Source organism: Cellulomonas pakistanensis (genome assembly GCF_016862755.1).
GTDB classification, from domain to species: Bacteria; Actinomycetota; Actinomycetes; order Actinomycetales; family Cellulomonadaceae; genus Cellulomonas; species Cellulomonas pakistanensis.
On record NZ_BONO01000001.1, the window covers coordinates 106943 to 126668 of the forward strand.

Below are 19726 nucleotides of genomic sequence, written 5' to 3' on the forward strand. Positions count from 1 at the left end.
GTCGTCGAGGCTGACGACGGTACGCATCCACAGTGGCACGTCCCGTCCGATCTGTCCTGATCTGGAGGTGACCGGTTTCGGGCCGTGCCGTGCCACACTGGCCAGGTCGGAGTCGACCAGGCGCTCACGAGGGCGTTCCCTCGCCGGCCGTGGCGCCGGTAGCGCCCGAGAGCCGGTGAGATCGTGCAGAAGATTCTCGATGCGTTCGCCGATGCCGCACCCGCGCGGACCGGAGTGCCTGCCTGCAGCGTCATCGTCCGCAGCGGTGGCCGGTTCGACCAGGTGGCGAGCAGCGATCCGGCTGCCGCCGCGTGCGATCAGCTCGAGGTGGACGACGGCTCGGGCCCCTGCCTGGAGGCGATCCGCGAGCTGCGCAGCGTGGTCGTGGACGATCTCGACGTCGACGCGCGCTGGCCCCGGTGGAACCGGCTGGCGCGGGGCCACGGCTACCGCTCGTTCGTCGCCCTGCCGGGCTTCGTCGACGAGATCACGACCGTCGCGCTGAACGCCTACAGCGGTCTGCCCGCCGCGTGGACGCGCGACGAGGTCATCCGGATCGACCTGTGCGTCCAGGAACTGGCGACGGCGCTGCGCGAGCAGGGCACACGATGACAACACCCGGCCCTGGTGCAGACGACCGCGGTGACGACCGGGAGATGTGGGTATTGCTCGAGGCGCAGATGGAACGCCACGCCACCGTCAACCAGGCCATCGGCTGCCTCATGGCCCGACGCGGGTGCGACGTCGACGACGCGCTCCTCATCCTGGTGGAGCACTGCCTTCATCGCCACATCACCATCCACGAGGCCGCCACGCAGGCGCTCGCTGGGACGGTGTGACGGTCTGCGCCCTGAACTTCGGCAACGCATCGCGACGCGAAGCGATGGACGCACCAGCATGGAGCGCGGATCCGCGAGCCGTCCGGTCAGCAGTCGAGGTCTGCGACGAAATCCCTCGCGCGCTGTGGCGACCTGCGACGCCTCGTCGCGCAGGGAGTCGACCGCCTCGGGCACGGTGTCGTCGCCGTCGAGGTCGTCGACCGCCGCGTCCAGGTCCGACCATGCCTGGTCCACCGCGTCGGCGCGGTCCTCGGCCACGTCATCGGCGCCTTCGGTGAGCCGGTTCACGGCGTCAGCCACCTGCGCTCGCGCCTGGCGGATCTCGTCGATCGTCGCGTCCGGCCGACCACACTGCGGAAGTTCTCGAGCGCGGAGGTGAACGACCGGGCGCGCAGGGCAAGACCGGGTGGTTCACGATCGAGACGTGAAGCACGCGAGCCGGGGTGCGTTCGACCAGAGCGCCGGTCTCGAGCCAGCGGTCGCGCCCTCGCAGCTGTTCTGCTCACGGCGTGATGGGGCCCGCGACGCCGCGTGATGACACGGGCCCGGGCTGATCCGGAGCCGTACGCATCCGGGGGCGGGTCGATCGGGCGGTCTGAGGCGTAGCCTGGGGAGCAGCCCGGCAGCGATCTCATCTCCCTTGGTGCGCCTCGTCCCGGATCGTTCGTTCGGAGGGCGTCATGCCCGTCCCGTCCGCATTGCCCACCCATCCCGCGACCATGGACCGGCGCCTGGGGCTCACGCCCGCCGCCGGCGCCGGACCCCTCGCTGACGCGATCGCGTTCTCGTGACCACGGTCCCATCTGGAGAGGACCGCCGACCTGCAGGATCGGTGCCTGAGCAGGGCGGGCAGCTGCACGACCTGCTCCGCGCATGGGCACGCGGGATCTGTGCGCTCGAGGCCGCCACGGAGCTGCTGATCCGGGCGGGCCTCGCCGGGCCGACGCACCCGTGGGTGTGCCGGGCGCCAGAGCCCGCCGGCGGCCGGGGCGTCGCGTGGATCGACTTCGCGGCCGTCTCCGCCTACGTGGGTCCGATGTCGCCTCCCGAGCGGCGGGTTCTGCTGTTCGCCGCGTCGCTGTCCGATGTCGACGCGGCCCCGGCCGTGCGGCTGGGCGACTTGACCCGCGTCGGGCCGCGCCGAATGGAGCTGCTGATCGCGGCGCTGCGGCACGCGGGCGGCCAGCGCGACGCCTGGCAGGAACGGGCACGCGCAGGCGGATGAGGACGACCGGGTGCCGGAGGGATCCCGATCCGAGGACGGCCCTTCGATGACGCTCGCCACGTTCCTCCTCGAGCGCATCGCCGAGAGCGAGGCTGCCGCCCGTCGTCAGCTGCCGGGCGGCGGCCACGGCGGACCGCACGGTCAGGCGGCGCGAGCGGACGACGCCGTCTACCGCAGGGATCCCGCGGACCCGGTGCGCCTCCTTGCCGAGTGCCGCGTCCGCCGGGAGCTGATCGTCCTCGCGTACGAGGCGACGGGCCTCGACGAGACCGTGGACATGGAACGAGAGGCCGGTTCGCGGCACGACAGCGGAGTGCTCTATGTCGGGGACCGGATCCTGCGCGCCATTGCGTCGCTGTACGATGGGCACCCCGACTTCGAGCCGGCGTGGCGGGCCTGAGCGGCAGGCCGTGCTCGCCCGGGCGTCGACGCGATAGGTGTGGCCGGCGCGCCAGCTCGTCCGCGGACCCCCTGCGCCCGCGGACGAGCCGAGGGTGTGCGGCGTGGCGCGGCCGCCGCGCGCTGGCTCTCCAGATCGATCGGGCTCGACCGGGATCGCGTCGCCGGCCGGCGGCGCCTACTCGAAGACGATGCGGTCCACGGACCGCTGCACGTCGACCGCGCGGTCGGCCTCCACGGACTGACGCGCGGTCGCTTCGGCCGCTCGCTCGTCGCGCTCCCGGGAGACGGCACGCCCGATTTCGGTCAGCATCAGCGCGATCTCGTGCGCGAGCCCATCCTCGAGCTGCTCGAGGCTGGTGTGGCCGATGAGCAGGCGCCTGTCCGAGACCTGCAGCGTCACCTGCCGGTAGCCGCGTTCGGCGAGCCGACGGACGGTGTCCGGTCCTTCGATCGCGGTCTTCTCGGGCACGGACACCTGGCGGGAGAACACGGCCGGGACCGTGTACTGCGTCGGTGCCTGGCTCGTTCCGAGCAGCGCCGGGAGGGCGCTGGTCAAGATCGAGGCGAGCCGAAGCGGCTGCTCGTCGGTGGCGACTTCGCCGTAGGCGGTCATCGTCGTGCTCCGGTCGGGTGACCGCCGGCGGCACGGCGACGGAGCTGGCCGATGCGCAGAGAGGCGAAGACCAGGACCACGATCCCGACGCCTAGCCCCGCGATCAACAGCGCTAGGGCCAGCGGCGCTGTCCCGGTCATGCCGAGGAAGGAAACCGCGACTGGCCCGGTGTTCTGCAGCATGAACACGACGAGCGCGACCAGGACCAGGACGCCGACGCAGACACCGAACCACGCGGCGCTGGTGCGGGTTCCCGAGGCGCGGGTGGGTGTGTCAGCGCCAGGGGCCCGCACCTCAGGTTCGACGGGCTGACGGCTGCGGGTGGAGTGGGAAGCAGGCTGGACGGGCATGACGCCCTCCGATGCTGGATCCGGGTCGTCACCTCGCTGAGAGGTCCTCGACACCGGGCTAGAGCCAGCCTACGCCCGCGGCAGCCTAGACGCTCATGGCCATCGCGATCCTGCTGGGCCTGCGGTTCAACCGGCGGTCAGCCTGGGCGCTGCTCGCGCTGTCCGCGGTCCAGTTCCCGCTCACCTCGACACCGCAGGCGGCGCTGGAACCCCGAGGCGCTACCGAAGACCAGACGTGGAACACGAAGAAGTCACGTGGAACCTCCACCGCTTGCCGGGTTTGAGGGCTGGTAGGAATTCGACCAGCCCTGAAGCGGGTCTTGGGAACGGCCTAGACACCCGGTACGGGAAGGTGGCCCCACTGGTCTCATGAGTCACAGTGGTCACACGCCGTGACGACCTCATCTTCTCGGTCCGCTGTGCGGCAACTGAGCAGGGTCGCGGCAGCACGCCTGCTACGGCTGCGGGCCTCGGCCATGATCATCACTGCTCGCTCCCACCACCGCGGCCAGCAGTCCCGCGGTCAGCGGTTCCGCAACTCCGCCGATGCGGACCCACACACGTACGCCCAATGCGGCGGCCAGGTCCTGCAGCGTCCCCCAAAGGGCACGGACGTCCTCCAGTGCCACCGGCGGGTCGCCGTACACCTCGCCGGCGAGCTGCTTGAGCGCCCCTTGCGCGTCGGTCTCCAGGGCGAGCTGCCAGAAGACCGTGCCCCCGCCAGCGTCGAGGATTCCCTCAGGCGCGGCGGAGACGTCCACGCCCAGCGCGCTGAGCAGCGTCCGGGCGAGTGGCTCGTCGAGCGCGGGCAGGACACCGACGAGGAAGTCGTCCGGGTGGCCGGCGGCGAGGACGAGCTCCTCAGCCACGGGCGCTCCGGTACGCCTCGAGCTGCGACAGCGTCCGCACGACCTTGTCGTGCAGGTCGTCGGGCAGGAACGGTCGTCCGCTGCTCACGGCCGCCGGGACGCTGCCATGAGCGAGCATGATGACGTCGGCCGGGTTCTCGGGCCAGCCGATGTCCAGCATCGGCTTGCCGTTACGGTCGTCGCGCCGGTCACCGTTGCGGAAGCAGATCCACGTCGAACCGGGCAGCTGCGCACGCAGGACGTCAGCGACGTGGACGGTGATGAGGTCCCACAGCCGCATAACGGCGTCGCTCGCCGGGCGTGGGCCACCGGGCCGGGGCACAAAGTCCGGGTTCGGCGGCGGCGCCCACGGCGGACGACCCGGCGACGGGTCCCCCTGCGCCTCCACAGCCCGCGCGTGGTACCAGACGTTCAGCGCACGCAGGCTCTCGAGCGTCGGGGCCAGGACCGGGCCGCCCGTGGCGGCGACCCGTGCGTGGAGCCTGTCGCGGCGGTCGTCCTCGGCCCCGATCCACTCGGCGAACCTGCGCTCCGCCTCGTCCCGCGTCATCTGCAAGTACATGTTGACGAGTCTCCCAGTCGTCCTGTCAGTCACGGCAGGTGGATGACGAACGGGATGCCGTTGTTGATCAGGTCCTGCAGCAGGAACTCATCAGGCCCGAAGAGGCCGTCGCTGTTCGCGAAGAAATGCCACTCGATCCTGTCGATGTCGGGTGCAGCACCGGTGGACACCATCTGCGCGTCCTTGGACAGCTGGACCCCCGCCCTCCCCGCCTCGTCGACGTAGCCGTGCTTCACCTCGAACCCCGTGCGCAGCTCCGTGTCGATGACGTCGAGATAGCGCTGGTTGCGGGGCCCACCCGGCGTGATGGCGCGGCCCGGACGTCCGGTGATCGGAGACGGCAGGTCGGCCCGAAGAGTCCTCTCCGCGGCGTCCTCGAGCCGGAATCGACCGGCCGCGGGGCGCACTTCCTCGGCGGCGTCAAGGATCTTCCTCAGGTGTTGAGCGGGTATCCCTCGCCGGGCGAACGCCAGAACGTCGGCGTCCACGAGACCACGGCTCTTGATGGACGCAACGGCACCGTCCGAGGCCAGGTCGAGCACCTGGATCTTTGCCCACCTAGGCAGATAGCCGGCATGGGCGACGTGCCGGGTGAGCGCAGCCGCCCGCGTCCCCACGGCTTGCTTGAGGAACTTCACCGACTTCGTCACGACCGACGCGGCGTCCCCGGCGACCGGGACGAGCGAACCGAGGCTCAGACCGGCCGCGACCAGGTCTCCCTTCGCCAGGTTCGCGAGTCCGTCGCGGATGTCGCCGACCCCGGCGATGCCCGCCGTGATGGCGCCGACGACGTACGGCACCGAGTCGCCGTCGCAGAAGCCGAAGACTCCGGACACGTCACCGCACAGCGCACCACGGGAGAAGTCCCCGGCGTACTCCCACCACTCGTAGGTTTCGTCGTACGACCGGGGGTCGAAGCCCGCCGCGGTGTTGTCGATCTCCCAGTCGTCGGCGAAGCCGTCCGCGTCGGTGTCTTCGGACAGCGGCTCGGTCCCGTGGACCATGAGCTCGGCGTGATCGTTCAAGCCGTCACGGTCGAAGTCCGCCTTGAACGGGTAGCTGGTGTTGGCGACCTCGTACCAGTCGTCGAGGCCGTCGCGATCCGAGTCGGCCCGGGTCGGGTCGGCCTTGGCCCGGTAGTACGTGCCAGCACCGAAGGCGCCGGTGCTGCACAGCGAACCCATCTCGTCGCCGTCGGTGAGGCCGTCCCCGTCGGTGTCGTCGCGCGTCGGGTCCGTCCGGTACAGGGCCCCCGTCCCCGTGCGCATGCCCGCCGTCTCGGCGGCGTCGGAGAGGCCATCGCCGTCGGTGTCGGCGACGCCGGTGTCCCCGTCGACGACATCGCCGACGCGGTCGCGGATGTCTTCGAAGATGCCCTCGAGGTCGTCGGCGTCGAGGACGAGGTAGAACTGCCCGCCGGTCGCCTCGGCGATGCCCGAGAGCAGCGCGGTGTCGGTGCTGGGCCCGAGACCGACCGTGTAGACGACCGTTCCCGTCGCCGCCGCCCGGTCGGTGAGCTCCTGCCAGTACGGTCCCTCGCCGTCGGTGAGCAGGACGATCACCCGCTGGTGCTTCGGGTCGCCGTTCTGGTCCAGCTCGCCGAGCGCCGCCTGCACCGCGTACGCGATGTGCGTGCCGCCGACGTCGTCGATCGCGGCGATCGCGTCGCGTGCGGCCGCTCTGTCCTCGGTGAGGGGCTGGGTCACGTAGCCCTGGTCGTCGAAGTCGACGACGGCCGCGCGGTCGCCCCCCAGCAGCGCGTCGACGTACGCCGTCGCGGCGGTCCGGCGCGCGCCCTCGGGGTCGTTCCACACCATCGAACCGGACGAGTCGAGGGTGAGGACGACGTCGATGTGCTCGTGCTTGTCCCGCGGGACCTCGATCTGGTCCTTCCAGATCTGCTCGAACTCGCGGACATCGAGCACGACGTATGTGTTGCGCGGCAGGAACGCCGCGGGGTCGCCGGGCAGGCACACCTCGCCGGCCGAAACGCCTACGCTCTCCCGCGCCGCGGACGCTTCGGACGCCGTGGCGGCGCGGTTGAGCGTAGGCACGCTGTGCCCAGCGCCCACGTCGATCCGTACCTCGCCCGCGTCCAGGTCGGTCGCGTGCGGCGTCCAGGCGAGCGTGCCCGTCTCCTCGTCGAGGCGGAAGGCGGCGATGTACGCGTTCTCGTCGAGCCCCGTCGTATCGAAGGGCAGCGTGAGCGTCCCTCCGGCGCCCTCGGGCAGCTCCAGGTCGACCGGAGGACCGCGGACGCCCGCCTGACCCTCGAGCCGCTCGTCACCTGCCGGGTCGAGCCGCACGCCGAGCACCTGCGCGGCGGTCCCGCTCACGTCGAGGCGTGCGCCTGTGGTGTCGTCCGTGACCGCCCGGTCGAACGTGTCCTCTGCGTCGGACACCTCGTCGCCGTCGGTGTCGACGAGGGTCGGGTCAGAGCCGACGAGGACCTCGTCGTGGTCGCCGAGCCCTTCGCCGTCGGTGTCCGCGAGCAGAGGGTCCGTGCCAGCCGCGAGCTCCTGGCCGTCGTCAAGCCCGTCACCGTCCGTGTCCGAGCGTGCCGGGTGGGTGCCGGCCGCGAGCTCCTCGGCGTTGGTCCGCGTGTCGCCGTCCGTGTCGTCCGCACCGTCGAGGACGCCGTCGCCGTCCGTGTCGGCGACCACCGGGTCGGTCGCCGTGTCGAACTCGGCGGCGTCGCCGAGACCGTCAGCGTCCGTGTCCGAGCCCGTGAGGGATGAACCCAACCGCTCCTCGAGGGCGTCGGGCAGGCCGTCGGCGTCGGTGTCGGCCTGCGGGTCGAGCGGCTCCTCGGGGGTCGGGTCCTCGACGGTGCTCTCGCAACGCAAGAACGTGTTGCTCCCGGTCGCGCCGTCGCAACGGTCCGCATCCGGACCGCCGTCGAGGGTGTCGTCGCCACGCCCGCCCTCGAGGTTGTCGGCTCCGTGCCCGGCGACGAGCTGATCCGGGCCGTCACCACCCACGAGCAGGTCGGCGTCGTTCCCACCGTCGAGCATGTCCGTACCAGCGCCGCCGTCGAGGCGGTCCTCACCGGTCGCACCGGTGAGGACGTCGTCGCCCTCACCCCCGACCAGGGTGTCGTGGTCGTTCTCACCTGCGAGCTGGTCGTTCCCGGCGCCGCCGTCGAGCTGATCGTCCCCGGTGCCGCCGGTGAGGGTGTCATCGCCCGACCCGCCGAGGAGGGTGTCGCCCTCGTTGCCGCCGAGCAACGTGTCGTCGCCGTCCCCACCCTCCAGGCGGTCGTAACCCGTGCCGCCGATCAGGACGTCGTCGCCGCCCAGGCCGATGAGCGTGTCGTCCCCGTTGCGGCCGCACAGGACGTCGGCGCCTGGCGTCCCGGTCAGTACATCCGGGCCGTCGGTGCCTGTGATGGTGCATGAGGGAGTGGCCGTGGTGGACGGCGCTGCCGAAACCGGACCGACTGCGATGGTGGTGGCCACGACGGTGCCTGCCACGATGCTCGCGAGCGTGCGCGCCGCGGCAGAGCGGATAGATGAACGCTGCACGAGCACTCCCTCGTCCGGGTCGGTGACGACCAAAACGTAGGGTCCAGACCAAGGCGGCCACTGGCGATCGGACCTTCGTCACTCAGACGGCGCAACCGCCCAGGGCACGCTCACAGAGCCGCAGGCGCACCGCCGGCCTTCCCGCGTCCAGTCGGGTCCAGCCAGCTCTCCGGCGCGGCGTCTCGCCCCCAAAGGGTCGAGGGCGTGATGTGCCGCTCACCACGCCACGCTCCTCGTGAAGTGGAGGGTGACTGCTGGCGTTCGGGTCACGGTCGCCGGGATTTGGAACGGGACCATCGAGGACGCGCACGCCAGCGCGTCCGTCAAGTTCGTGGAACCTGCGTCCCAGACGGTCACGATGTGACCGAGGCCCGCCACGGTGAGTTTCGACTTCGGGGTCAGATCCGGCGCCACGGACGTGCGTCGCATGCGCGTGAACTGGGCATGGAGAGCCTGACCCCGCAGCACGACACCAGCACAGCCCCGCTACGTGAACGTCCACCCTTGCTCGCGGATGAACCCGACCAAGTTGAGGCACCGCACCCCCAACACTTCGCACGCGTCGGGGATGCGGGGGTTCGACGGGTGCTTCGGGCTCTCATCGGTCACCACCACGCCGTCGTTGCACATCGCGAGCGCGATGACGAACGGATCCGCGCCGCTGCGACCGTTGCCGACGCCGATGAGCCGCGGGCAGGCACGCAACACCTCCTTGGTGCTCGCCTGCACGTCCTCCGACAGCGGCACGAAAAGGTACGGGCGTGCCTTCGCCCACACGTGGACGTCGTCGTCCTTCTTGGCCAGCTCTTCGCGGACGACGTCGACCGACTGCACCTGCCAGACGACTGCGAGAGCGTCGATCTGCGGCCACAGCTGGGGGAAGAGGTCGGGTGGAAACTGGTCGCGTTGCCCGTTGATGTACGCGCTCGTGTCGAACGAGTAAAAGGAGCCGAGCGTCATCTGCCACTCGCGCTGGCGAAACCGGCCGCCTCGGCGAGACGGGTGATCTGCCCGACCTTCACGTCCAGGTACGTCGCGGCCGTGAAGCTGTCGATGACCTTGCGCCTGTGGGCCCCGGCCACGCGGCGGACGTATCCCTTGCCGATGTCGCGTGCCTTCGTGCGGTAGAAGTCGCCCCCGGTAGCGGCGCTCCGCTCTTGTTCGACGTACGCCCGCTGAAAGTCCTCACGCCGCTGTTCGTAGAGGGATCGTGATGCCAACCCGAGATTCACCAGTCGCAGCAGCAGCGCTTCTGCGCTTGTACCGAAGCGCACGGCAGCAGATGCGATCCGCTCGTAGGTCCATTCATCGACCGGACGCCCACGGAGCGACTCGGTCGCAGCACGCACCGCCGCAGCAGGCATCAGGACCTCAGCAGCGACGGCGTTACATCGCGCCTCCAGCGCCGTGTTCGGGTTGGTAGCCCGCGTCGTGGTCACCATGTCGCACAACCCGTCCGCGTGCAGCAGCAGGTGGACGTACTCGTGCACGAGGGAGAACGTTCGGGCGCGCACGGCGTCGGAGCCGTTCAGGACGATCACCGGCACGCGATCGAAGTACAGCGACATCGCGCGCATCTCCTGGGTGGCCACGCCGCCACCGCTGGTATGCAGGACCAGCACACCGGAGTCTTCCAGGGTCGAGACCCAGAAGCTCGAGTGCGCGTAGCGGTCGCTCGTCGTGGGACCGCTAGAACCTGCTAGTCCCTCGAGGTGCGACCGGATGCGCGAGGCGAGCTGGGCGTCGCTCAGTCGTGCGACCTCGGACGAAGGCAGACTCCACGCAGTGGGCACGGGCGTGTCTTCCGATTCGAGCAGGTCGATCAGCCAGTCGCGCTGCTGCTGAGCGCGACGGAACTCGGTGTGCAGCTCGGGGCTCCACTCGCCGCTCTCGCTGCCGGCGACGCGGCGGAAGTCCCGAAGGGTGTCGATGCCTTCCGGCGGTGTGTCGAGGAAGAACACGGCCAAACTTCGCCGGTACGCCTTGGCCGCTTTTCGGAGTTGTTCGATGGTGAGGCGCTCGTAGCCGGCTTCGCACGCCGCGAGCTTGTCCTCATCGATGCCGATCTTCCGGGCAGCAGCGAGCACCGAGTAACCCTGCGTCTGGCGCGCCCAGCGGAGCATCGTCGGTTCCACCAGTGCCGGAATGGCAGCCATGACGCCCAGAGTGACACCGACGTGCGACACGGCGCGGGAGTTCCGCAACTCGCCGGCCAGCGAGTCGCCTCGAATGCCCCGATCGGCCCAAAGGGCACCGCTTGCGACGCGCCGCGACGAACACACCGCGGCGCGTCGACTTAGCCCCCCGCCCGGCAAGTGACCATGCCCCTACGGTGTCAGTCTCCGTCGCTAGGGTTCACGCACTCAGTCGAGCTGCCTCCCCGGGGGGCGCTCGCGTCGCGAGAGGGAGGTCCGGTGGAACAGCTCGTCTACCTGAATCGGTGGCAGTGGGCGCACCGTTTCCAGATGGAGGCGAACTCGCGGCCTGCCCGCTCTTGGCTCTCCGAGCGTCACCACGCCGTCGTCGTACCGGATCGCGGGCGTCTGGCCAGCGACCAGGACAACGACCGGGTCGCCATGGACTTCATCAGTGCGTCGAACACGCGCATCCAGGTGCTGGAGTACAGCGAGCTGCGCCACCTGGCGCCACCGCCGGATCTTCCGTTCGTGTTCGTCCATCCCTACTCGGACGACGAGCAGCAGGCGACTCGGGACTTCCTCACTGACCACCGCACGGTGCCGGCTCTTGTGATGGTGTGGCGCGAGCAGGACCTGATCCGCTTGTGGCTCGAGAGCCGGGCTGCGACGAACCTGCTCGCCAGCGAGTCGACCGCGTCCGCAGATCCCGTGGCGTTGAGAGCGGCGCGGACCATGGTGTCCGAGGAGTACAACGGTCTCGCCAGCGGTCGAGGTAAGGACACCGTGATCCACGCGCTGCGGGCACTGCGTGACGCCGGCTACTCCCTGGACCCCGACTTCTGGGCTCGGGCGATCCTCGCGGCGGACGGCTCGTTCGAGTCCGCTCGCACCGTCGCGCAGTTCGCCCGCGAGATCACCGCTGGTCGCCGCCATCGCGTGGCTAAGGAGCGTTTTCGACCGAACATCGTGTCGATCTGGCGCGACATGGTCGAGCAAGAGGCACGAACCACGACGTGACGTGCTGCCTGGACGTCCCCACGGCGGCCGTCACGACCGGGTGACCATCCCGGCGATGGTCGACGATCAGCTCATCGGCGCCAGCGCCCGCCGCAGCGACTGCGTCCTCGACGATCTGCTCCCAAGTGCCGCGGAAGGCGTCCCAGTCTGGGCCAGTTGCTTGCGTGGACGGCGCCGACGGGCGGCGCGTAGAGCGAGCTGCAACGCGTCGACATCACCGCACGGGTCGGCGGCGAGCGCTGGACGCCCCTCTGCAGTCGTCGTAACTCAGAGCGCAGCGCGCGGCTCCCACACGGCTTCCAGGCCGTAGCGAGCTCGTGGTGTACGGAGAACGACGAAGGCCCGAGTCGTCGCCGACTCGGGCCCCCGTGATGCCTGTCCGTCAGTTCACGAAGCCTGCTCGCGCGATCGCGCGGCCAGTCGCCGTGAGCCGCATCGGTTCGCCCTCTGCCCTGCCGACCATGTCGATGTACTCGGCGTACCCGTAGTCGCGCCCGATCAGCAGCTCGAACTGACGCATCGACGAGTCCAGCCTGCTCAACTCCACGGGCGGAGTGACGTTGAGCCAGGCGTCCAGATGGTTGCCGGGAACTCCTGCCCCGGATTCGTTGACGAGGTTCAGGTACCGAAGTGCGCGTAGCAAGTCAGCAGAGATCAGCGGCTCCACCGGCTTCACTGCTCGTCTCCGCCGCTAGCGGCGCAGTCAGTGTTGCTCGGGCACGTCGGCCAGCCGCTGGACACGGACAGGCAATCCGACGGTGCCCCTGCGCCGCAGGCGGAGGTCGAACGAGTGCGTCATCGCCCGCAGTACCGCGTACGGGTCCACGTCGTGGATGAGGAAGCTAGTCACTGGGATCTCGCCATCGTTCGCTGCTGCGATCTTCCGCAGCACGTCGCCACCCTCGGGGACGACATCGCGATGCACCGCAAGGACTCGTAGCTCGTGCACGCGCTCACCGCCGCCGATGTCGAGACCGACGATCCACCAGTCCTCGGCGTCGAGACCCACGAGCTTGTTCAGCAACCGACCGGTCATCCGCTCATCGAGCTGCGCAGTCCCGTGCCAGTCATCGTACGTGACCGAGGCATCGCCCCAGATGTAGTCAGCCACCTCGGCCTTTCCCTTCTCATCGACCTAGACCAACCCGGATCCGGGCACAGGATTCGCATCCACCACTTCAGTCAGAGGTATCGATGCTGAGTCCTCGCATCGGTTCGCATCGGGACGGTCGATTCGCATCTACGCGTTTGCTCAGCAACCGGGCTCAGGCCTGCATGTCCACGAACCGCGAGTAGTGCCCCTGGAACGCCACGGTGATGACGTCGGTCGGGCCGTTACGGTGCTTGGCCACGATCAGGTCCGCCTCGCCGGCGCGCGGCGACTCCCGCTCGTACGCGTCCTCGCGGTGCAGCAGGATCACCATGTCGGCGTCCTGCTCGATGGACCCGGACTCACGCAGGTCGGACATGGCGGGCTTCTTGTCCGTGCGCTGCTCGGGACCACGGTTCAGCTGCGACAGCGCGATGACCGGGACCTCGAGCTCCTTCGCGAGCAGCTTGAGCGCACGGGAGAACTCCGAGACCTCCTGCTGGCGGGACTCGACGCGCTTGCCGGACGACATCAGCTGCAGGTAGTCGATGATGACGAGCTTGAGGTCGTTCTTCTGCTTGAGCCGCCGGCACTTCGCGCGGATCTCCATCAGCGACATGTTGGGCGAGTCGTCGATGAACAGGGGCGCCTCGGTGAGCTTGCCCTGGATCTGCGCGAGCTTCTGCCAGTCGTCGTCGCCCATGGTGCCGTTGCGCATCTTCTGCAGCGGCACGCGCGCCTCGGCGGACAGCAGGCGCATCGTGATCTCGGAGCGGCTCATCTCGAGGGAGAACACGACGGACGCCTGCTGGTGCTTGATCGACGCGGCGCGGGCGAAGTCCAGCGCGAGCGTCGACTTGCCGATGGCCGGTCGGGCGGCGATGACGATCATCTGCCCGGGGTGGAGGCCGTTGGTCAGGCGGTCCAGGTCGGCGAAGCCGGTCGGGGTGCCGACCATGCCCTCGCCGCGGTGCCCGGCGGACTCGATCTCGTCGAGGGTGCCGGCGACGACCTCGCCGAGCCGGTGGTAGTCCTCGGTGGTGCGCCGGTCGCTGACCGCGTACACCTCGGCCTGGGCGTTGTTGACGATCTCCTCGACGTCGCCGCCCTCGGTCGCGTAGCCGAGCTGCACGATGCGGGTGCCGGCCTCGACCAGGCGGCGCAGCACGGCGCGCTCCTGGACGATGCGGGCGTAGTACCCGGCGTTGGCCGCGGTCGGCACCATCGAGATGAGCGTGTGCAGGTAGGGCACGCCGCCCACGCGGGTGATCTCGCCGCGCTTGGTCAGCTCGTCCGCGACCGTCACGGCGTCGGCGGGCTCGCCGCGGCCGTACAGGTCGAGGATCGCGTCGTAGATCGCCTCGTGCGCGGGCCGGTAGAAGTCGGTGCCGCGGATCTCCTCGACGACGTCGGCGATGGCGTCCTTCGAGATCATCATGCCGCCGAGCACGCTCTGCTCCGCGTCGAGGTCCTGCGGCGGCGTGCGGTCGAACGCCGCGCGGCCCTGCCCCGCGGGTGCCCCGAACTCCAGCTCGTCGATCGTCACAGTGCCCCGCCCTCGCTCGTCCCCGCCGTCGACCCGAACCGATGGTCGCACCAGCCTCCGACACGCTCGGGACCCCTGGGTTCGGGTCCCGGCTCACGCGCCGTCGCGAGGGTAGGCGCCCGCCGGACGGCCCGTCGAGCGAGACGCACACAGGGCCTGGGGACGAGCTTGTGGAAGGCTGTGGACGCACGCCGCATCTTGTCCACAGGTCGTGGACACAGGTGTGGACAGAGCCGGACGAGCCTGTGAGCAGGGCGTTCTCACCGGCGCAAACACCGCTGACCCATGTGGACGGGAAGAAGTTGGCCGCCATTTCACGCCTCGGACAGGTGCCGTCCACCGTCGACCGCCAGATCCTCGGCCTCGCCGTGCCCGCGCTCGGCGCGCTGGTCGCCGAGCCGCTGTTCGTGCTGGTGGACTCGGCCGTCGTCGGCCGCCTGGGGACGACCGAGCTCGCCGGGCTGTCCCTCGCGTCGACGCTGCTCGTCACGGTGGTCGGCCTGTGCGTGTTCCTCGCCTACGCCACGACCGCGGTGGTGGCGCGGAGGACCGGCGCGGGCGACCGGTCCGGGGCGCTGCAGGTCGGCGTGGACGGGCTGTGGCTCGCCGCGGGGCTCGGCGTGGTGCTGGCCGCAGTGGCCCTCGTCGTCGCGCCGTGGGCCGTGGGGGCGCTGGGCGCCACCGGCGACGTGGCGGGCCAGGCCACGACCTACCTGCGCGCCTCAGCGCCCGGCCTGCCCGGCATGCTGGTGGTGCTCGCCGCCACGGGCGCGTTGCGCGGCCTCCAGGACACGAGGACGCCCCTGGTCGTCGCCGGCGTCGGCGCCGCCGTCAACGCGGTCCTCAACGTCGTCCTCGTCTACGGCCTGCACCTCGGCATCGCGGGCTCCGGCGCCGGGACCGCCGCCACCCAGCTGGCGATGGGCGTCGCGCTCACCGTCGTGGTGGTGCGCGGCGCGCGGGCCGCGGGGGCGTCCCTGCGCCCGGCGCCGGGCGGCATCCTCGCGGGCGTCCGCACCGGCACGCCGCTGCTGCTGCGCACCCTGTCGCTCCGCGCGGCGATCCTGCTGACCGTGTGGGTCGCCACGAGCCTCGGCCCGGTCGCCCTCGCCGGCCACCAGGTGGTGAACGCGATCTGGGGGTTCGCGGCGTTCGCGCTCGACGCGCTCGCGATCGCCGCCCAGGCGCTGATCGGGCACGCCCTCGGCGCGGGCGACACGGGCCTGGTCCGCGCCCTGCTGCGCCGCACGCTGGCCTGGGGCGTCGGTGCGGGGGCGGTGCTGGGCGTCGTCCTCGGCGGCCTCGGCTGGTGGCTGTCCGCCGCCTTCACCACCGACCCCGACGTCCGGCACGCCATCACCGTCAGCCTCGTCGTGGCCGCCGTGCTGATGCCGATGGCCGGCTGGGTGTTCGTCCTCGACGGCGTGCTGATCGGGGCCGGGGACGGCCGGTTCCTCGCGGCCGCGGGCATGGTCACGCTGGTCGCGTACGTCCCGGTCGCGCTGGCGGTGCGGGCCTGGGCGCCGGAGGGCTGGGCGGGGCTGGCGTGGCTGTGGGCGGCGTTCGCGGGCGTGTTCATGCTCGCGCGCGCGGTGACGACCGGGCTGCGCGCCCGCCGGGACACCTGGATGGTCACCGGCGCCTGACCTGCCGGCGCGGGGCCGGCGCGGGGTCAGCGCGGCGCCACCCCCGCGACCAGCGCGTGAGCGACGTCGTCGAGCGCGCCGGGCCGCAGCGCGTAGTACGCCCACACCCCTCGCTTGTCCCGGCTGAGCAGCCCCGCGTCGACGAGCTGCTTGAGATGGTGCGACACCGTCGGCTGCGACAGCCCCACCGGCTCGGTGAGGTCGCACACGCACGCCTCGGCGCCCTCGTGCGCGGCGATGATGGACAGCAGCCGCAGCCGGGTCGGGTCGGCCAGCGCCTTGAGCCGCCGGGCGAGCGCCTGCGCCTCCGGCTCGGCGAGCGCCCCGGCGTCCGCAGCGCCGGAGCAGCACGCGTCGCCGGCGATCGGCAGCAGGGCGGGGGTCGTCGAGGTCACGGGACCATCGTGGCGCACACATCGATCGATGTCGATGGTTGACACGGAAAGCCGACCCTTGCCACGATTCATCGACAGACATCGATACGAGGGAGACGACCATGGCTGATGTGCGCGACGAGGTCCGGCGCCGGTACGCCGCCGCGGCCACCGCTCCGGCCGGGCCGGGCTGCTGCGGGCCCGAGGCGCCGACGGGCGAGGCCGGGAGGTTCGGCGAGACGCTGTACGACGCCACCGAGCTCGCGGGCATCCCCGTGGAGGCCCGCCTCGCGTCGCTGGGGTGCGGCAACCCGCTGGCGGTCGCCGACCTCCGCCCGGGTGAGCGCGTGCTCGACCTCGGCTCGGGCGGCGGCATCGACGTCCTGCTCTCGGCGCGGCGCGTCGGCCCGTCCGGCTTCGCGCACGGCGTCGACATGACCGACGAGATGCTCGACCTCGCCCGCGCCAACGCCGCCCGGGCCGGCGCGTCGAACGTCGCGTTCCACCGCGGCACGATCGAGGACCTCCCGCTGCCCGACGCCGCCGTCGACGTCGTGATCTCGAACTGCGTGGTCAACCTGTCCCCCGACAAGCCGCGCGTGCTGGCCGAGGCGTTCCGCGTCCTCGCGCCCGGAGGCAGGCTGGGCATCTCCGACGTCGTCGCCGAGGACCACCTCACGCCGGACCAGCGCGCGGAGCGCGGCTCGTACGTCGGCTGCATCGCCGGCGCGCTCTCCCGGACCGAGTACCTCGACCTGCTCGCCGCGGCCGGGTTCGTCGACGCGGACGTCACCTTCACGCATGCTGTCGCCGACGGCATGCACGGCGCGATCGTGCGCGCCTCCCGCCCCACGGGACCCGACACCACCGAGGAGAACCCCCGATGACCGACCCCCGCCCCAGCGTGCTGTTCGTCTGCGTGCACAACGCCGGCCGCTCGCAGATGGCCGCGGGCCTGCTGACCTCGCTGTCGGGCGGCGCCGTCGAGGTCCGCTCGGCCGGGTCCGCTCCCGCCGACCGGGTCAACCCCGTCGCGGTCGAGGCGATGGCGGAGCTCGGCATCGACATCACCGCCGAGCGGCCGAAGGTGCTCACGCCCGAGGCGGTGCAGACGTCCGACGTCGTCGTGACGATGGGCTGCGGCGACGCCTGTCCGTACTTCCCGGGGACGCGCTACGAGGACTGGGTCCTCGAGGACCCGGCCGGCCAGGACCTCGCGATGGTGCGGCGCGTGCGCGACGAGATCCGCGGCCGGGTCGAGGAGCTGCTCGCCGAGCTCGGCGTGCCGCAGGCGGGTCCGCTCAGCGGGGTGTGACGTCCGGCCCCTCCGCCGGGCCGGGACCGGGCTGCGAACCAGGCGGCTCCGCCGCAGGGGCGGCGTCCTCGGCCCCTCCCGAGCGCCCCTGCGCCGCGAGGATCAGGAACACCACGCCGACGGGCAGGAACGCGAACGACGCGTACCGCATCGAGTCGTTGGCGAACCCCATGAGACCGAGCACGAGGAACACGAGGCCGATCGGGAAGAAGGCCGCCCGGTTCTGCTCGTCCTCCGCGCCGGCCTCGGTGGGCGCGCGGCCGGGCCCGTCCGGCTCGGACGGCGGCGTGGTCGGCTGGTCCGTCATGCCCTCGACCGTAGGCGGCCCGGCGCGCCGGCGCCTCGGCCGCGAGACGGATCTTGCACCCGGGACGCACGCACGCCCCGCCCCGGCGGACCGGGACGGGGCGTGCGTGACGCGCGGGCGCGTGGGGTCAGGCGGCGACGACCTTGACGGTCAGCTTCGCGGAGACCTCCGGGTGCAGGCGGACCTGCACCGCGTACTCGCCGGTCGACTTGATCGGCTGCGCGACCTCGATCTTGCGGCGGTCGATCGACGGGCCACCGGCGGCCTTGACGGCCTCGGCGATCTCGGCGGTCGTGACGGCACCGAACAGGCGGCCGGCGTCGCCGGACTTCGCCGACACGGTGACCGGGTTGCCCTGGAGCGAGTCGCGCACGGCGCGCGCCTCGTCGAGGGTCGCGATCTCGCGGGTCTTGCGAGCACGGCGGATCGCCGTGATCTCCTTCTCCGCGCCCTTGCTCCACGTGGTCGCGAGACCGCGCGGGACGAGGTAGTTGCGGGCGTACCCGTCCTTGACGTCGACGACGTCGCCGGGAGCGCCGAGGCCCGTGACCTCGTGGGTCAGGATGAGCTTGGCCATCTTGTTGCTCCTTCTCAGCGAGCCGACGACGAGTACGGCAGGAGCGCCATCTCGCGGGCGTTCTTCACGGCCCGCGCGATCGCGCGCTGCTCCTGGACGGACACGCCGGTCACGCGGCGGGCGCGGATCTTCCCGCGGTCGGAGATGAACTTCCGCAGCAGGGCGGTGTCCTTGTAGTCGACCGACTCGATCTTCGCCGCCTTGAGCGGGTTCTGCTTCTTCTTGGGCTTCCGGACAACGGCCTTGGCCATCGTGGTGCTCCTTGTTCTACGTACGGAGCCCGGGGCGTTGCCATGCCCCGGGATGGGATGTTCGTGGTGGCGCGCGTCGCGCCGGTGCCGACCTGGCGGTCAGCGGTGCTCGATCAGAACGGGGGCTCGTCGGAGTAGCCGCCCGCGCCGCCGCCGCCCGCGGGCGTGGCCCACGGGTCGTCCTGCTGCGCGGACTGGCCGCCGCCGTTGAAGCCGCCACCGCCGCCGCCACCGCCGTTGAAGCCGCCGCCACCGCCGCCGCCGAACCCACCGCCGCCGCCACCGGACCGCTGGGTCCGGGTGACCTTGGCCGAGGCGTAGCGGAGCGACGGGCCGACCTCGTCGACCTGCAGCTCGTAGACGGTGCGCTTCTCGCCCTCGCGGGTCTCGTAGGACCGCTGGACGAGGCGGCCGCTGACGATCACGCGGGTGCCCTTGGTGAGCGACTCGGCGACGTTCTCCGCCGCCTCCCGCCAGATCGAGCAGCGGAGGAACAGCGTGTCGCCGTCCTTCCACTCGTTGCTCTGGCGGTCGAACGTGCGCGGCGTGGACGCCACGGTGAAGTTCGCGACCGCAGCGCCGGAGGGCGTGAACCGCAGCTCCGGGTCGGCGGTCAGGTTCCCGATCACCGTGATGGTGGTGTCACCAGCCATGCCAGCTCCTCGTTCTCGTCGTTGCTCGTCGAAGGGTGTCCCGCACGGTACGCGCGCGGTCCGACAGTCAGGACTCCTTGCGGAGGACCTTCGTGCGGAGGACGACCTCGTTGAGGCCCAGCTGACGGTCCAGCTCCTTGGCGGTGTCCGACGTCGAGGAGAAGTCGACGACGGCGTAGATGCCCTCGGACTTCTTCTTGATGTCGTACGCCAGGCGGCGACGGCCCCAGATGTCCACGTTGTCGACGGAGCCGCCGTCGGTCTTGACGACCGACAGGTACTTGTCGAGCGACGGGGCGACGGTGCGCTCGTCGATGCTGGGGTCGAGGATGATCATGATCTCGTACTGACGCAGGCTCATACCCACCTCCTCTGGTCTCGGCGGCCACGGTCGTTCCGTGGCAGGAGGGTGTCGTTGCGTCGCTTCC

General features: G+C 71.0%; 25 protein-coding genes. 9 read left to right on the top strand and 16 right to left on the bottom strand.

All coding sequences use genetic code 11. The annotated features are described in order from the left end of the window. Positions 1 to 183: 183 nt before the first annotated feature. The 4 genes from Cpa01nite_RS00550 to Cpa01nite_RS00565 all read left to right on the top strand — a co-directional run bounded on the left by Cpa01nite_RS00550 (position 184) and on the right by Cpa01nite_RS00565 (position 2464). Positions 184 to 612: a GAF domain-containing protein gene (locus Cpa01nite_RS00550; RefSeq protein ID WP_203666779.1), complete on the top strand. Its 429-nt coding sequence runs from the start codon at positions 184 to 186 to the stop codon at positions 610 to 612. Positions 613 to 656: 44 nt separating this feature from the next. After that, the gene (locus Cpa01nite_RS00555; RefSeq protein WP_203666780.1) at positions 657 to 839 is read left to right on the top strand and encodes an ANTAR domain-containing protein; all 183 of its coding nucleotides are present in this window, start codon (positions 657 to 659) and stop codon (positions 837 to 839) included. Between the two features lie 832 nt (positions 840 to 1671). Further along, entirely contained in the window at positions 1672 to 2064 is a 393-nt protein-coding gene (locus Cpa01nite_RS00560) for a hypothetical protein (protein ID WP_203666781.1), read from the top strand. Positions 2065 to 2110: 46 nt separating this feature from the next. Beyond that, positions 2111 to 2464, top strand: a complete 354-nt coding sequence (locus Cpa01nite_RS00565) for a DUF6221 family protein (RefSeq protein WP_203666782.1) — start codon at positions 2111 to 2113, stop codon at positions 2462 to 2464. A gap of 177 nt (positions 2465 to 2641) precedes the next feature. Here the strand turns inward: Cpa01nite_RS00565 and Cpa01nite_RS00570 are convergent, their stop codons facing one another. Together Cpa01nite_RS00570 and Cpa01nite_RS00575 are read right to left on the bottom strand one after the other, a co-directional pair. Next, on the bottom strand, positions 2642 to 3079 hold the full coding sequence (locus Cpa01nite_RS00570) for a hypothetical protein (RefSeq protein ID WP_203666783.1): 438 nt from the start codon (positions 3077 to 3079) through the stop codon (positions 2642 to 2644). Next, positions 3076 to 3429, bottom strand: a complete 354-nt coding sequence (locus tag Cpa01nite_RS00575) for a lipopolysaccharide assembly protein LapA domain-containing protein (protein ID WP_203666784.1) — start codon at positions 3427 to 3429, stop codon at positions 3076 to 3078. The genes Cpa01nite_RS00570 and Cpa01nite_RS00575 overlap by 4 nt, the downstream gene beginning before the upstream one ends. 95 nt (positions 3430 to 3524) lie before the next feature. On the opposite strand from Cpa01nite_RS00575, the gene Cpa01nite_RS00580 reads away from it, so the two are divergent. Then, positions 3525 to 3713 carry a hypothetical protein gene (locus tag Cpa01nite_RS00580; RefSeq protein ID WP_203666785.1) on the top strand — a complete coding sequence of 63 codons (189 nt, stop codon included), beginning with the start codon at positions 3525 to 3527 and terminating at the stop codon, positions 3711 to 3713. 171 nt (positions 3714 to 3884) lie between these two features. On the opposite strand, the gene Cpa01nite_RS00585 is transcribed toward Cpa01nite_RS00580, so the two are convergent. The 5 genes from Cpa01nite_RS00585 to Cpa01nite_RS00605 all read right to left on the bottom strand — a co-directional run bounded on the left by Cpa01nite_RS00585 (position 3885) and on the right by Cpa01nite_RS00605 (position 10540). Further along, entirely contained in the window at positions 3885 to 4298 is a 414-nt protein-coding gene (locus Cpa01nite_RS00585; protein WP_203666786.1) for a hypothetical protein, read from the bottom strand. Further along, positions 4291 to 4860 (bottom strand): hypothetical protein, encoded by a 570-nt coding sequence (locus tag Cpa01nite_RS00590; RefSeq protein WP_203666787.1) that lies wholly within the window; start codon positions 4858 to 4860, stop codon positions 4291 to 4293. Before Cpa01nite_RS00590 ends, Cpa01nite_RS00585 begins: the two co-directional genes overlap by 8 nt. 29 nt (positions 4861 to 4889) lie before the next feature. Further along, positions 4890 to 8333: a VWA domain-containing protein gene (locus tag Cpa01nite_RS00595; RefSeq protein ID WP_203666788.1), complete on the bottom strand. Its 3444-nt coding sequence runs from the start codon at positions 8331 to 8333 to the stop codon at positions 4890 to 4892. A 537-nt stretch (positions 8334 to 8870) separates the two neighbouring features. Then, positions 8871 to 9344 (bottom strand): DUF4411 family protein, encoded by a 474-nt coding sequence (locus Cpa01nite_RS00600; RefSeq protein WP_203666789.1) that lies wholly within the window; start codon positions 9342 to 9344, stop codon positions 8871 to 8873. Beyond that, positions 9341 to 10540 (bottom strand): XRE family transcriptional regulator, encoded by a 1200-nt coding sequence (locus tag Cpa01nite_RS00605; protein ID WP_203666790.1) that lies wholly within the window; start codon positions 10538 to 10540, stop codon positions 9341 to 9343. The genes Cpa01nite_RS00600 and Cpa01nite_RS00605 overlap by 4 nt, the downstream gene beginning before the upstream one ends. A 258-nt stretch (positions 10541 to 10798) precedes the next feature. Between Cpa01nite_RS00605 and Cpa01nite_RS00610 the strand changes: the two genes are divergently transcribed. Continuing rightward, a complete protein-coding gene (locus Cpa01nite_RS00610; protein ID WP_203666791.1) occupies positions 10799 to 11539 on the top strand; it encodes a hypothetical protein in 741 nt (246 codons plus the stop codon). A 382-nt stretch (positions 11540 to 11921) separates the two neighbouring features. On the opposite strand, the gene Cpa01nite_RS00615 is transcribed toward Cpa01nite_RS00610, so the two are convergent. The 3 genes from Cpa01nite_RS00615 to dnaB form a co-directional block, all read right to left on the bottom strand. Next, positions 11922 to 12206 carry a hypothetical protein gene (locus Cpa01nite_RS00615; protein WP_203666792.1) on the bottom strand — a complete coding sequence of 95 codons (285 nt, stop codon included), beginning with the start codon at positions 12204 to 12206 and terminating at the stop codon, positions 11922 to 11924. 36 nt (positions 12207 to 12242) lie between these two features. Then, positions 12243 to 12650 (bottom strand): hypothetical protein, encoded by a 408-nt coding sequence (locus tag Cpa01nite_RS00620; RefSeq protein WP_203666793.1) that lies wholly within the window; start codon positions 12648 to 12650, stop codon positions 12243 to 12245. 154 nt (positions 12651 to 12804) lie between these two features. After that, on the bottom strand, positions 12805 to 14175 hold the full coding sequence (dnaB, locus tag Cpa01nite_RS00625) for a replicative DNA helicase (RefSeq protein WP_203666794.1): 1371 nt from the start codon (positions 14173 to 14175) through the stop codon (positions 12805 to 12807). A gap of 329 nt (positions 14176 to 14504) precedes the next feature. Between dnaB and Cpa01nite_RS00630 the strand changes: the two genes are divergently transcribed. Further along, the gene (locus Cpa01nite_RS00630) at positions 14505 to 15821 is read left to right on the top strand and encodes an MATE family efflux transporter (RefSeq protein WP_239068418.1); all 1317 of its coding nucleotides are present in this window, start codon (positions 14505 to 14507) and stop codon (positions 15819 to 15821) included. 26 nt (positions 15822 to 15847) lie between these two features. Here Cpa01nite_RS00630 and Cpa01nite_RS00635 read toward each other — a convergent pair whose 3' ends face one another. Then, on the bottom strand, positions 15848 to 16216 hold the full coding sequence (locus Cpa01nite_RS00635; RefSeq protein ID WP_373307287.1) for an ArsR/SmtB family transcription factor: 369 nt from the start codon (positions 16214 to 16216) through the stop codon (positions 15848 to 15850). Positions 16217 to 16317: 101 nt separating this feature from the next. On the opposite strand from Cpa01nite_RS00635, the gene arsM reads away from it, so the two are divergent. Next, entirely contained in the window at positions 16318 to 17082 is a 765-nt protein-coding gene (arsM, locus tag Cpa01nite_RS00640; protein WP_203666797.1) for an arsenite methyltransferase, read from the top strand. Beyond that, a complete protein-coding gene (locus Cpa01nite_RS00645) occupies positions 17079 to 17510 on the top strand; it encodes an arsenate reductase ArsC (RefSeq protein WP_203666798.1) in 432 nt (143 codons plus the stop codon). The genes arsM and Cpa01nite_RS00645 overlap by 4 nt, the downstream gene beginning before the upstream one ends. On the opposite strand, the gene Cpa01nite_RS00650 is transcribed toward Cpa01nite_RS00645, so the two are convergent. From Cpa01nite_RS00650 to rpsF, 5 genes are all read right to left on the bottom strand, one after another. Continuing rightward, complete coding sequence (locus tag Cpa01nite_RS00650) at positions 17497 to 17817, bottom strand: YbaN family protein (protein ID WP_203666799.1); 321 nt, start codon at positions 17815 to 17817, stop codon at positions 17497 to 17499. The two genes, Cpa01nite_RS00645 and Cpa01nite_RS00650, sit on opposite strands and share 14 nt — an antisense overlap. A gap of 127 nt (positions 17818 to 17944) precedes the next feature. Further along, entirely contained in the window at positions 17945 to 18394 is a 450-nt protein-coding gene (rplI, locus tag Cpa01nite_RS00655) for a 50S ribosomal protein L9 (RefSeq protein WP_203666800.1), read from the bottom strand. Between the two features lie 14 nt (positions 18395 to 18408). Next, a complete protein-coding gene (gene rpsR, locus Cpa01nite_RS00660) occupies positions 18409 to 18645 on the bottom strand; it encodes a 30S ribosomal protein S18 (RefSeq protein WP_013772910.1) in 237 nt (78 codons plus the stop codon). A gap of 113 nt (positions 18646 to 18758) precedes the next feature. Further along, positions 18759 to 19298 (bottom strand): single-stranded DNA-binding protein, encoded by a 540-nt coding sequence (locus Cpa01nite_RS00665; protein ID WP_147795063.1) that lies wholly within the window; start codon positions 19296 to 19298, stop codon positions 18759 to 18761. Between the two features lie 67 nt (positions 19299 to 19365). Continuing rightward, positions 19366 to 19659, bottom strand: a complete 294-nt coding sequence (gene rpsF / locus Cpa01nite_RS00670; RefSeq protein ID WP_147795064.1) for a 30S ribosomal protein S6 — start codon at positions 19657 to 19659, stop codon at positions 19366 to 19368. Positions 19660 to 19726 lie beyond the last annotated feature (67 nt).

What these genes read in the sequence shown, in the direction of transcription:
- rpsF (WP_147795064.1), bottom strand. Translation starts at nt 19,659, where the DNA reads ATGAGCCTGCGTCAGTACGAGATCATGATCATCCTCGACCCCAGCATC.
- Cpa01nite_RS00665 (WP_147795063.1), bottom strand. Translation starts at nt 19,298, where the DNA reads ATGGCTGGTGACACCACCATCACGGTGATCGGGAACCTGACCGCCGAC.
- Cpa01nite_RS00590 (WP_203666787.1), bottom strand. Translation starts at nt 4,860, where the DNA reads ATGTACTTGCAGATGACGCGGGACGAGGCGGAGCGCAGGTTCGCCGAG.
- Cpa01nite_RS00605 (WP_203666790.1), bottom strand. Translation starts at nt 10,540, where the DNA reads ATGGCTGCCATTCCGGCACTGGTGGAACCGACGATGCTCCGCTGGGCG.
- arsM (WP_203666797.1), top strand. Translation starts at nt 16,318, where the DNA reads ATGGCTGATGTGCGCGACGAGGTCCGGCGCCGGTACGCCGCCGCGGCC.
- Cpa01nite_RS00555 (WP_203666780.1), top strand. Translation starts at nt 657, where the DNA reads ATGTGGGTATTGCTCGAGGCGCAGATGGAACGCCACGCCACCGTCAAC.
- Cpa01nite_RS00565 (WP_203666782.1), top strand. Translation starts at nt 2,111, where the DNA reads ATGACGCTCGCCACGTTCCTCCTCGAGCGCATCGCCGAGAGCGAGGCT.
- Cpa01nite_RS00570 (WP_203666783.1), bottom strand. Translation starts at nt 3,079, where the DNA reads ATGACCGCCTACGGCGAAGTCGCCACCGACGAGCAGCCGCTTCGGCTC.
- Cpa01nite_RS00575 (WP_203666784.1), bottom strand. Translation starts at nt 3,429, where the DNA reads ATGCCCGTCCAGCCTGCTTCCCACTCCACCCGCAGCCGTCAGCCCGTC.
- Cpa01nite_RS00645 (WP_203666798.1), top strand. Translation starts at nt 17,079, where the DNA reads ATGACCGACCCCCGCCCCAGCGTGCTGTTCGTCTGCGTGCACAACGCC.
- Cpa01nite_RS00580 (WP_203666785.1), top strand. Translation starts at nt 3,525, where the DNA reads ATGGCCATCGCGATCCTGCTGGGCCTGCGGTTCAACCGGCGGTCAGCC.
- Cpa01nite_RS00600 (WP_203666789.1), bottom strand. Translation starts at nt 9,344, where the DNA reads ATGACGCTCGGCTCCTTTTACTCGTTCGACACGAGCGCGTACATCAAC.
- rpsR (WP_013772910.1), bottom strand. Translation starts at nt 18,645, where the DNA reads ATGGCCAAGGCCGTTGTCCGGAAGCCCAAGAAGAAGCAGAACCCGCTC.
- Cpa01nite_RS00650 (WP_203666799.1), bottom strand. Translation starts at nt 17,817, where the DNA reads ATGACGGACCAGCCGACCACGCCGCCGTCCGAGCCGGACGGGCCCGGC.
- rplI (WP_203666800.1), bottom strand. Translation starts at nt 18,394, where the DNA reads ATGGCCAAGCTCATCCTGACCCACGAGGTCACGGGCCTCGGCGCTCCC.